This window comes from Prosthecobacter sp. (genome assembly GCF_044373815.1).
Lineage (GTDB): Bacteria > Verrucomicrobiota > Verrucomicrobiia > Verrucomicrobiales > Verrucomicrobiaceae > Prosthecobacter.
This window is the reverse complement of the sequence record NZ_JBIPNG010000196.1, coordinates 1-11,303: the sequence shown is the minus strand read 5'-3', so window position 1 is coordinate 11,303 and position 11,303 is coordinate 1. Positions and strand designations below refer to the sequence as shown.

The following is an 11,303-nucleotide window of genomic DNA, read 5'->3' as shown; positions in this document are numbered from 1 at the left end:
TCATGACCTTCCCAAATGTCCTCATCACCGCGCATCAGGCCTTCCTGACGCACGAAGCGCTCGTGCAGATCGCTGGAAGCACGCTCGACAACCTCCTCCGCATGCAAAGCAACTCGTCGTGGCGCGAAGGGACTCAGCTTTAAGCCCCCTGAAACCTCATCCGTTTGCTGATTGCCGCTCACTCATTCCTCTCTGATTTCTCCATTCTTGACTGCCACCACTGCCCACAATCTTGCCACCTGTGATGCTCTCAGGCTCACGGGGGGCTCCCTCGAAACCGGACTCACCAGCGCGGAGGTTTCAGAAAGGCTGGAACGCTATGGCGAGAACCGCGTGAAGCCTCGCGGTGGCACGCCGGGGTGGAAGCGGCTGCTGCGGCAGTTCATGGCACCGCTCGTGCTGGTGCTCATCGCTGCTGGGATGGTGACTGGATTCCTGGGCGAGTGGGTGGATGCAAGCGTGATTTTCATCGTCGTTGTGGTGAATGCCGTCATCGGCTTCCTCCAGGAGTCGAAGGCTGAGAATGCGCTGGAGGCTCTCATGAAGATGGTCGTGGCCGAAGCGGTGGTGAAGCGTGATGGCAAAAAGATCCGCGTGAACAGCATCGAGCTGGTTCCTGGCGACATCGTGATGCTAGCGGGTGGTGATCGTGTGCCTGCGGACATCCGCCTGCTGGAAACGAAGAGCCTGCAAATCGACGAATCCTCTCTCACCGGTGAATCCGTGCCTGCCAGCAAACGCCCGGACCCGCTGCAAGCGGACACCGTTCTCGCGGATCGGGTGAACATGGCCTACGCGGGTTCTCTCGTCACCGCGGGCACCGGCACCGGTGTGGTATGGGCCACGGGCGACCGCACAGAGACGGGGCGCGTGGCTTTTCTCATCGCGGAGGCGGTGGACCTTACCACGCCGCTCACGCGAAAGATCGCACACTTCAGCGGCATGTTGCTGTGGATCATCCTGGCGCTAGCAACGGCCCTGTTTGCCTATGGCGTGCTGGTGCGTGGTGGCAGCGTCATTGAGATGCTGATGGCGAGCGTGGCGTTGGCCGTGGGTGTCATTCCGGAAGGGCTGCCTGCGGCCATCACCATCGTGCTCGCCATCGGTGTCAGCCGCATGGCAAAGCGCCGTGCCATCATCCGCAAGCTGCCCGCCGTGGAGACACTCGGCTGCACCACCGTCATCTGCTCGGACAAAACCGGCACGCTCACACAGAACAAGATGACCGTGCAGCGCATCCATGCTGGAGGCGAGACCTTCACGCTCACCGGCACCGGTTACGAGCCGCGCGGAGTGCTGATTGATGCATCATACAACAAAATCAACGCCTCCGCGAAGCCCGCGCTGTATGAGTGCCTTCATGCCGGGATGCTCTGCAATGATGCCGCCATCATCGAAAAAAACGGACAGTGGAGCATTGCGGGTGACCCTACCGAGGGTGCCCTGCTCGTGTCTGCGGAGAAAGCCGGGCTGAGCCATGCCGCCATCCATGCTGGCTCGCCGCGAGTGGACATGATCCCCTTTGAGAGCGCCCACATGTTTCGCGCAACGTTGCATGATCACGCGGAAGGCCGCCGGATCTACAAAGCAGGAGCCTTGGAGCGTTTGCTGGACCGCTGCACGCATATGCTCGATGCGCGTGGCGAGGTGGTGAATCTCAACGCGGATGCCATCCGCGATGCAGCGCAGTCCTTCGGTGGCCAAGGCATGCGCGTGATCGCCTTTGCCCGGCGTGACGGTTCACACGTCACCTCGGACCTTAGCCATCATCATGTGAGTGAGGGGCTGATTTTTCTGGGCATGCAGGGCATGATTGATCCGCCGCGTGAGGAGGCCGTCTCCGCTATCTCACGCTGTCAGGCCGCTGGCATCCGCGTGAAGATGATCACTGGTGACCACGCCGCGACCGCCCAGGCCATCGCCAAACTAATCGGCATCGCCGGAGCCGATACCGCACCGGCCATATCTGGTCGTGAGCTGGCCGACATCAGCGATGCTGATCTTCCTGAGATCGCCGACCGTACCTTCGTGTTTGCCCGCGTGGCTCCTGAGCAGAAACTGCGGCTCGTGCGTGCCTTGCAGAGCTGCGGGCACATCCTGGCCATGACCGGAGATGGCGTGAATGACGGCCCTGCTTTAAAACAAGCCGACATCGGCATCGCCATGGGCATCACCGGCACGGATGTGGCGAAGGGTGCCGCAAGCATGGTACTCACGGACGACAACTTCGCCACCATAGCCGCCGCCGTTGAGGAGGGGCGTGGCGTCTATGACAACCTCATCAAGTTCCTCGTCTGGACGCTGCCAGTCAGTGTCGGCTTCGCGCTCATCTTGCTCACCAGCGTCGTGCTCGGCCTTACGCTGCCGGCTTTGCCCGTGCATTTGCTTTGGGTGAATCTCACCACCGCAATCCTGCTCGGCCTCATGCTCGTCTTTGAGCCACCGGAAGCCGACATCATGCAAAGACCGCCGCGCGATCAAAAGACGCCGATCTTTGATTTCGCCATGTTCACCCGCACCGGACTCGTTTCGGTGATCATGCTCGCCGGGAGCTATTGGGTGTTCTTTTATGAGCAAAACAACGGAGCCAGCATCGCGCAAACACGCACCGCCGTGGTGAACATGGTCGTCGCTGTCGCCAGCGCCTATCTCATCAACTGCCGCAGCCTCCGGCACAGTGTGCTCTCGCTAGGTTTTTTCACGAATCCGAGAATGCTGCACGGCATTGCACTCACTGGCTTCCTCCAACTGGTCTTCACTTACGCGCCGGTGATGAACCGCTTGCTCCATACTGCGCCGATTGATGCAACCGCCTGGCTGCGCATTCTCGGCGTGGCTGTTGCAGCGCTCGTGGTGGTGGAGCTCGAGAAAAAGATCCGATGCGTGCGATGAAGCGTACTCTGTCAGCAATCCACCCCTACCCCCAATGAAAAAGCACCTCACAATCCTCTTCTTCGCCTCCACACTGACCCTCTCAGCACAGACCGAGCCTGCCGCCGCAGCTCGCTCGGTGGATCTAATTGATCCGGCCGCGTTTGGCTTTGGAAGGCCGGGCTACATGGTGGACACGACCTTTATCGACACGCAGGACTTTGCGAACCGGCCTGGTGGCCTCGATTTCATGGAGGTGCGAACCATTCTGCCTCTGTGGACTAAGAAGGTGAACTCGCTGCGCATGAGCGCCTCGCTGAGCTACAATCTAAGCGAGCTGGACTTCAATGGCTTCCTCGGCTTGCAACGTGAGACACTGCACACGCTGGAGGCGCAGCTAAGCCTCTTCTGGCGGCCAGAGCAGTCGCGCTGGTGGGGCCTGGGCTTTGTGACGCCGGGCATCGGCACGGATTTCCAAGGCTTGTCATGGGATGACTTTGAAGTCTCCGGCCTCGGGCTGCTCGGTTATCGTTTCACAGACAGCTTCAGCCTCGCGGGAGGCCTCTTCGCGCAATACGGCGCGCAGGAGGGCATGATCGTTCCCGCACTCGGTTTCATCTGGAAGCCGGGTCCCTTCATCGTGCAGGTCACGCCGCCGTTTGTTGTGCTCGGCTGGCGTGCCACGGATCGCGTGACGCTGAGCCTCAGCGCCTATCCGAGCGGTGGTTCGTGGGATGTCGAAGACCCAGCGGTGAATCGTGTGGAACTGAATGGCTGGCAGACCGCCGCCTCGGTGATTTATCAGGCCACGGACCGCTTTTCGATCTCCATGCGAGTCGGTATGAATGTCGGAGGCGAGCTTGAGTTGCGCGACACCAACAATAATGTGCTTGCCAATGAAACGCTCGAGTCCGCGCCCTTCAGTGCGCTAAACCTGCGCTGGCAGTTCTGATTCGGTTCCTATGCGTTTATGACTCCCCCCCTCCCAGATCCGGCTCGCTTTCGACTCCTTGTTGAGAACATCGGCGACGTGCTGTGGTTCAAGGAACTCGATCCACCACGCTTTTCGTATGTGAGTCCCGCTTTTGAGCGTATCTGGGGTTATGGCGTGGATGAACTGCAACATAGACCGGGACTATGGGAGGAGGGCATTCATCCAGAGGACCGCAAGGCGGTTCGGGAAGCACTGAAGCAGTGGTTCGATGGCAGCAAGGACGACTATGTGGCGCATTACCGTATCATCGGTCGTGACGGCCGGGTCAGCTGGCTCGCGGATCGCGGTATCATTCTCGGACGCAAGGATGGTAAGCCGTATCAGATCGGCGGAATCGCCCACGACATCACCGAGCGCGAGGCGGCAGATTCGGCAAGCAGGAGGCTTGCCGCCGTCGTCGAATCTTCTGACGACGCCATCATCACACTTGATCTCGATGGCGTGATTAAGACGTGGAATGCCGGAGCGGAGCGGATTTTTCAATATTCGGACGAGGAAGCCGTCGGGAAGCCGGTGTCTTTTTTGCGTCCGCCGGAAGCAGCGGATGACGAGGCCGTCTTTCGCCGCTACATCCGCCGGGGGAAGCGCATCGAGCACTACGAGACTCGGCGCATTCGCAAAGATGGGCGCATCATCGACATCTCTCTTTCTATCTCGCCACTGTTGGACGCGGCGGGCCGTCTCAGCGGCTTCTCCAAAATCTCACGCGACATCACGCAGCAAAACGTGGAACGCCGCATGTTTGACCGCCTGCTGGAGGCTGCGCCGGATGGATTTGTCATCCTTGATGAACAAGGGCGCGTGTGGATGGCGAATGCGCGTGCAGAAAGCCTTTTCGGCATCCCTCGCAAGAGGATGCTCGGCACGGGATTTGAGATATTGCTCGCCCTGCGGGAACGTTACCGCTTTGGTGAAGTGCGGAAGGACTTTTTGACAAACCCAGAGCAAGCTGAGCGATTTCGTGGCATGGAGCTGGCGGGGCTGCGCAAAGACAGAAGCGAGTTCCCGATGGAGATCAGCCTCAGCCAGGTGGAGACGCCCGAGGGGACACTCATCATCATCGACATCACGGACATCACCGAGCGCAAAACCGCCGAACAGACAATCCGTACGCTCAATGCCGAACTGGAGCAACGTGTGCAGCAACGCACTGCGGAGCTAATGGAGCAGATTGTGGCGCGGCGGCAGCTTGAGGAGGAAATTTTGCATATCAGCGAACGCGAACAGCGCCGCATCGGCCAGGACTTACATGATGATCTGGGCCAGCAGCTCGCAGGCGCGTGGATGATGGCGGAAGTGCTTCAGCGCACCCTGGATGCCGAAAAATCACCACAGAGCGTCGGCGCCAAAAAGTTGGGTGAGCTGCTGCAGAAGGCACTCGCCCAGACTCGCGGTCTCGCACGCGGCCTGCACCCCGTGGCACCGGAGCAGGGTGGATTTGCCCGTGCGCTGGAAAACCTCGCCGCACAGTCCAGCGAGCTGTTTGGCTTGCGATGCAACTTTGAATGCCGTGAGAGCGTGCTAATCGAAGACGAAACCGCGATGATGCATTTCTACCGCATCACCCAGGAAGCCGTTAGCAACGCCGTGAAGCACGGTAGAGCCAAAAACATCCGCATTCGCCTCACCAAGGCCAATTTGACCATCACCGATGACGGAACCGGCCTGCAAGCTCCAGTGAAGAAAGAAGGCATGGGCCTTCGCATCATGCGCTACCGCGCCGAAATGACTGGCGGCACGCTGAAAGTCGAAAATGGCCGAAGAAAAGGTGTCGTGGTCACCTGTCAATTCCCATCAACACTCGACCATGCCAAAAAAAACCAACGCAGATCCCACTCCTAAAAAACGCGTCCTCATCGTCGATGATCACCCGATCTTCCGCGCCGGATTGACCGGACTGGTCAATCTGGAAACCGATCTCATTGTGTGCGGCGAGGCCCACGATGCTCCGCAAGCATTGGCCGCACTCGAAGATCTCAAACCCCATCTCATGCTCATGGACATGAGCCTTCCCGGCAAAAGCGGCCTGGAACTGCTCAAGGACATGCGCGCGCTCAGCCCGCAAACACCCGTGCTCATCATCTCCATGCACGACGAGACGATGTATGCCGAGCGTGTCATCCGCGCAGGTGGACGCGGTTACATCATGAAGCAGGAAGGTCCGGGAAAAATCATCCACGCCATCCGCAAAGTGCTCACCGGCGGCATTGCCGTGAGCGAGCGCATGGCCGCTTTCATCCTCGATGAGCTGTCCGGCACCAGAAGTGGAGCATCTTCCGTTTCCACACTCTCAGATCGTGAGTTCGAGGTGTATAATCTTCTCGGTCAGGGCAAGGAGCCGCATGAGATCGCCAGAATGCTGAACCTTAGCATCAAGACCGTGGACACACACCGCATGCACATCCGCCAAAAGCTCAGCCTGCGTAACGCCACCGAACTCATCCACCACGCCACGCGCTGGACGGCGGAGCATGGCTGAAATGGATTCAGCCGGTTGCTGAAAATCAGAGGGTAAGTTTGCCAATTGAGGGGGGGAGCATGGCAGGACATAATCTTGCTAATGGAAAACAATGAACAAACCATAAGCACAGCGCCACGGGGCAGTGATGGCACTGTCGCCCGTTTTTCCGTCATCGCCATTCATGATGGCTACCATTCCGAAATGCAGGTGAATCACGCTTTCAGATGGCTTCATCAGTCCTTTCGGGCTGATCTACGGATGTCTTTCAATGCATGGGCTTTTGAAAAGCTGGTAGCCGCGCCCGACATCCGCGCGATGTCCGTCCGTATCGGCACAAAGGCGGACATGATCATCATCGCAACTTCAAGCGACGAGCCTTTGCCAGACCATATCAAGCGATGGCTGGATTCCATCATCTGGCAGCAGCGCAAGGGCAGAGCCATGATCCTCGCCTTGGAACCAGATGGCCACTCACCCTGCGCCCACATTAACACATTCTGCAGGGATCTACAGCAGTGGGCAGAGCGGTGGCAGGCCGAACTCATCTGCTGTGCAGACATCCATCATCCGCCTAGCCGCCAATCCACTCTGCGTCTCATCAACGAACGGCTTCATCAGAATCTGCCCGCTTATTCTGACGATTCTTACATGGAACCAGACGCAAGCAAGCCACGCAACATTCATCAAACCATGAATAAAAGCCAGCACACCATGCCCCCGGAACAGATTCAAGAAGTTCGTGGACTCGCCTACCATCTTTGGCTCCAGGCAGACCGCCCTCTGGGCAAGGAAATCGACTTCTGGCTTCGCGCCGAACAGCAGGTCATCCAGGCCGCTGCTGAGAAAGCAGCACATGAATCCACTTTGAAAACAGCACCTGTCGCAAAATCAGCCACCAAGAAACCCAAACCATAGGCCAAACCCACCAAATGAAAACTCGCCTCGTCTTCCATCTTCTCCTCCTCACCGGCCAGCTTGCCTCATGCAGCAGCTATGAAATTAAGTCGGCGCAAACCGAGGAGCACCCCTGTTACAGCACCTGGCATTTTTATCCCAAAAATTCCTGATGCTGTCACAACCGCTGGCAGGAGCCTTCCGCGCCAAACCCACCGTGAAAAAAAAAACCTCGGAGGCTCCTGTCGGCACCCTTTTCTCCACTTTTTAACAACAAACACACTCATGATCATCCATCTCGACTGGTTCGGCTGCGATCCGCGCGCCCAATGGGAATCCCAGATCCATCAGACGCTCGAGCAGTTCGCCACGCTCAAGCAAATATCCCGCGCCGTTGTGCGTGTGGAGCAGCAGCGGGAGAAAACGCCTCGCTACCACCTCTCCATGATGCTGAGCATTCCAGGGCCTGATGTGCTGGCGCGCAGTGCTGGGCACACCTTTGACGAGGCGCTGCTGAAGCTTCACGCCACGGTGCGGAAAACACTCGCCACACGTCTTCTAAACGCGCGGCGGCTCACTGGCGCGGCGCGTGGCGTGAAACCCGCGCACCGTGGCTGATAATTTTATCCCGCTTACTCAACTACCAACCACCACCATGACTTCCAACCATCTCCTCACCGGCCTCAATCTAGCCACCGCAGTCACCTTGCTATCTGCGGTGTTGGTTGCGGGCAATGAAAACGTCAGTTCAGCAAAAACGCAATCATCCACCGCTTCTCAGAGTGCGCCGCCTGCCAAGAGCTATGCAGCGCGAGCGCTGAGCCGTGCCGAATTGCTGCCGCTCGAAGCCATCGCCAAACGTGTCCAATCCATGATGTCCGTGGCCTCATTCACACCCACCCGGGTCTGGCCCCACGGCGTGCGCGATCAGCAGGGCCGTCTCGGCATCTTCCTGAGCAGCAAACGGTTCTTGTTCGATGATCCAACGCCTGCCATCGTCCAAGCAAAGGAGGCGTGGGTCGTCTTTGGCCTGGTGGCCGCAGTGAAGTACTCGGAAGGCAGCCAGGTGGGACATGTCGCTTTTACCGACAGCAACGGTGAGACTGGCGAACGCTGGTACTATGACATCAGCATGGCGGAGGCACGGGAGATTCACGAGATGCTCATCCGTGGCATCGTGCGTCCTGAAAATGCCTACAGACTAATTGAGGCGGCCTGGCAGAAAATCACTCCGCACCATGAATACGCCGTGAATTGAAATACTTGTCCGTACTTTTATACCAGGCCAAATAATCGTAAGTCTCCTCCTTTTCAACCAGCTATGAGATCCCTCCTAATCATCATCTGCTTCGCCTCGAACGCGCTTGCGTCCAACTACGAACCAGCCTGGGCCAGCAGTGTCCCAAAGCGGGTGATCCCGCATACCAATCCAAGCGGGACTTCGCTTGTGAAAGCGGTGGAAGCATTAAAGCCCGGCGACAAGCTTGAAATAAGCTCCGGCACTTACAGCGTTGAGCGGATGTGGGATCTGTTGGTGAGCGGCACAGCAGACGCGCCGATCTGGATCGTCGCAGCCGAGGGAGCGCAGGTCGTCATCACGCGACCTGATGCCAAGCAAAACGTGCTCAATGTCGGCCAGGGCGGTCCGGTGAAGTTCCTGTGCCTGCGCGGCATCGAGTTCACCGGTGGCAGTCACGGGTTGCGGCTCGGCCATTGCTCCGACGTGTGGATCGATCAATGCCACATTCATAACACCGGTCAGGTCTGTCTAAGCGCCAACAGCGCCGACACCCAGCGCCTCTTTTTGACCCGTAATCACATCCATCACGGCGCGGGCCATGCCGAGGGTATGTATCTCGGCGCAAACAACGGCGATCACATCATGAGCGAGAGCGTCATCGCGCTGAACCACATTCATGATTGTCGCGGCGATCAAGGCGATGGCATCGAGGTTAAGCAAGGCTCCTGGGGCAATCTGATCGCCGAGAACCATGTGCATGACACGCAGTATCCCTGCATCACCGTGTATGGCACCGCCGGAAAGCCGGTGAACATCATCGAGCGCAACCTCTGCTACAACAGCGCCGACAACATCATGCAGGTGCAGGGCGAGGCCATCGTGCGCAACAACATCCTCATCAACGGCGCGGGCGCAGGCTTCGCCAGCACCGACCACCAAGGCAAGACGCTGAACCTCCAAGTCATCCACAACACCATTCTTAACAGCGCCCACGCCTTTCGCGGCGGCTCTTGGAATGGCCGCGAAGGCATGGTCCTCGCCAACAACATCCTCTACTCCCGCGATGCCAATGCCCTCCACTACGCCAACGGCAACGCAGGCGTCCTCAGCAGCGGCAACATGGTCTTTGGCGATGGTCCCAAAGACGGCTGTGTCAAAGGTCGCGGCTTTGAGGACTTCCCGGGCGTCACCCTCGACGGCACCCGGCACGACGCTACCCCCGCCAGCGATGCCAGGCTTGACCACGCCGATGCAAAGCACCTCCTGCCCACCGACATCCACGGCAAACCCCGCACCCAAAAAGTGAGCGGAGCCATCTCACCTTAACCAGCCATGAAAGCAACCGCGCTACTTTTCTTTTCATTCACCCTCAGTGCCCTCGCCCAGCAGCCACAGCTCAAAACGGGACCCAATGCCGACCTCGGCGGCGCTTTGCTCATGCCTGCCGATGACGAATGGAATCGCAATGTGTCGAAGGACGAGGTAGATCCGCTCAGCGATGCGATCATCGCGTCCATCGGCGCGGAGACGGGTCTGCATGAAGACTTTGGCGTCGTGTGGAAGGGGCAGCCGGGCGGCATTCCGTATTACGTCGTGAGCGGTGATCAACCGAAGGTGCCGATCCATTTTAATGAAGGCAAAGATGAGAGCGATCCAGGCCCGTATCCTGTTCCGCCGGATGCCTGGATCGAAGGCGGCGCTCAAAGCGACGGCGACCGCCATGTGCTAGTGCTCGATAAGGACAACTGGAAGCTCTACGAGATCTACCACGCCTTTCCACTCTTCGGTGGCAAAGCATGGAAGGCCTACAGCGGCAGCGTCTTTGATCTGAAAGCGCCAAAGCCCCGCCCCGCAGGCTGGACCAGCGCCGATGCTGCGGGTTTGCTCATCTTGCCCGGACTGGCCCGCTACGATGAGATCTGCGGCACGAAGAAGCTCACGCACGCACTGCGCTTCACCGTCAAAAAGAGCCGTCACGCCAATGTGCCGCCCGCCACTCACTTCGCCAGTCCACACAAGGACGCGAACCTGCCGCCAATGGGCATGCGCGTGCGGTTGAAGGCCAGCTTTGACACCTCGAAGTTCACCGGCGCGGCCAATGTGATCCTCGAAGGTCTCAAGACGCACGGCATGATCCTCGCCGACAATGGCGGCGACTGGTTCATCAGCGGCGCGCCCGATGATCGCTGGGTGCATGAGGAACTCCTGCCCATCCGCAAGGTGAAGGGCAGAGACCTTGAAGTCGTGAAGATGGGACCGATAACGACGCGATGATGCGTTGAGGTTGGCAAGGAGATTGATGGGCAAGAAAATTGGGCCAAGCCTCTGACTCCTATTTTCTTGCCCTGAAATTTTCCTGCCAAAAAGTAAGCCGCATGAATACCAGCCGTGCCCCTCGCCCTCGCGTGCAGCTTTGGATGCTCCGCCTCCTGATCGCCCTCATGCTGACCGGCCTTCCGGGTGCTTTGTTGCCAGGCGTCGCGTTCCGAAAGTTCTGTTGGTTGATGGCCTACACTGCCCCGCTCCTTTCCCCGCTGGTCGTCTATAGCAAATCGCAAAACTCATTTCCGGATCGAGCAGATGGAGGTGGTCTGAGTGGCCGATGACATGAAGTGGTTGAGGGCATGGCAAAGGCGGTCTTCGAGCTCTGCGCCGCTGCGTGCGATCCAGTCGGCAAAGAAGTCGGCCTTCAGGCGCAGCCACAGCCGTTCAATGGGGTTGAAGTCAGGGCTGTAAGGCGGCAGGAACAGTGCTTCGAAGTGGTGCCAGTTGAGCGTTTTGACCTTGTGCCAGGAGGCGTTGTCGAGCACCAGCACCCGGCGCAGACCCGGTTTCGCTGGCAC

General features: G+C 58.7%; 11 protein-coding genes and 1 pseudogene. 11 read left to right on the top strand and 1 reads right to left on the bottom strand.

The genetic code is table 11. The features are described from left to right. The 11 genes and pseudogenes from ACIREA_RS16465 to ACIREA_RS16415 form a co-directional block, all read left to right on the top strand. Positions 1–143 (top strand): annotated as a pseudogene (locus ACIREA_RS16465) (2-hydroxyacid dehydrogenase); the annotation flags it as partial. 64 nt (positions 144–207) lie between these two features. Further along, positions 208–2,892 (top strand): HAD-IC family P-type ATPase, encoded by a 2,685-nt coding sequence (locus ACIREA_RS16460; protein ID WP_397383388.1) that lies wholly within the window; start codon positions 208–210, stop codon positions 2,890–2,892. Between the two features lie 34 nt (positions 2,893–2,926). After that, positions 2,927–3,823: a DUF6268 family outer membrane beta-barrel protein gene (locus tag ACIREA_RS16455; RefSeq protein ID WP_397383387.1), complete on the top strand. Its 897-nt coding sequence runs from the start codon at positions 2,927–2,929 to the stop codon at positions 3,821–3,823. A gap of 18 nt (positions 3,824–3,841) precedes the next feature. Next, the gene (locus ACIREA_RS16450; protein ID WP_397383386.1) at positions 3,842–5,707 is read left to right on the top strand and encodes a PAS domain S-box protein; all 1,866 of its coding nucleotides are present in this window, start codon (positions 3,842–3,844) and stop codon (positions 5,705–5,707) included. Beyond that, complete coding sequence (locus ACIREA_RS16445) at positions 5,673–6,344, top strand: response regulator (protein ID WP_397383385.1); 672 nt, start codon at positions 5,673–5,675, stop codon at positions 6,342–6,344. Before ACIREA_RS16450 ends, ACIREA_RS16445 begins: the two co-directional genes overlap by 35 nt. 81 nt (positions 6,345–6,425) lie before the next feature. After that, positions 6,426–7,241, top strand: a complete 816-nt coding sequence (locus ACIREA_RS16440) for a DUF2934 domain-containing protein (protein WP_397383384.1) — start codon at positions 6,426–6,428, stop codon at positions 7,239–7,241. Positions 7,242–7,255: 14 nt separating this feature from the next. Next, the gene (locus ACIREA_RS16435; protein WP_397383383.1) at positions 7,256–7,393 is read left to right on the top strand and encodes a hypothetical protein; all 138 of its coding nucleotides are present in this window, start codon (positions 7,256–7,258) and stop codon (positions 7,391–7,393) included. A 112-nt stretch (positions 7,394–7,505) separates the two neighbouring features. Then, positions 7,506–7,838 carry a hypothetical protein gene (locus ACIREA_RS16430; protein WP_397383382.1) on the top strand — a complete coding sequence of 111 codons (333 nt, stop codon included), beginning with the start codon at positions 7,506–7,508 and terminating at the stop codon, positions 7,836–7,838. Positions 7,839–7,875: 37 nt separating this feature from the next. Beyond that, positions 7,876–8,478 carry a hypothetical protein gene (locus ACIREA_RS16425; RefSeq protein WP_397383381.1) on the top strand — a complete coding sequence of 201 codons (603 nt, stop codon included), beginning with the start codon at positions 7,876–7,878 and terminating at the stop codon, positions 8,476–8,478. A 63-nt stretch (positions 8,479–8,541) separates the two neighbouring features. Beyond that, positions 8,542–9,786 carry a right-handed parallel beta-helix repeat-containing protein gene (locus tag ACIREA_RS16420; RefSeq protein WP_397383380.1) on the top strand — a complete coding sequence of 415 codons (1,245 nt, stop codon included), beginning with the start codon at positions 8,542–8,544 and terminating at the stop codon, positions 9,784–9,786. Between the two features lie 6 nt (positions 9,787–9,792). Further along, entirely contained in the window at positions 9,793–10,734 is a 942-nt protein-coding gene (locus tag ACIREA_RS16415) for a hypothetical protein (RefSeq protein WP_397383378.1), read from the top strand. Between the two features lie 287 nt (positions 10,735–11,021). Here ACIREA_RS16415 and ACIREA_RS16410 read toward each other — a convergent pair. Then, the coding region (locus tag ACIREA_RS16410; protein ID WP_397383377.1) for a transposase at positions 11,022–11,303 on the bottom strand (282 nt) is incomplete at its 5' end.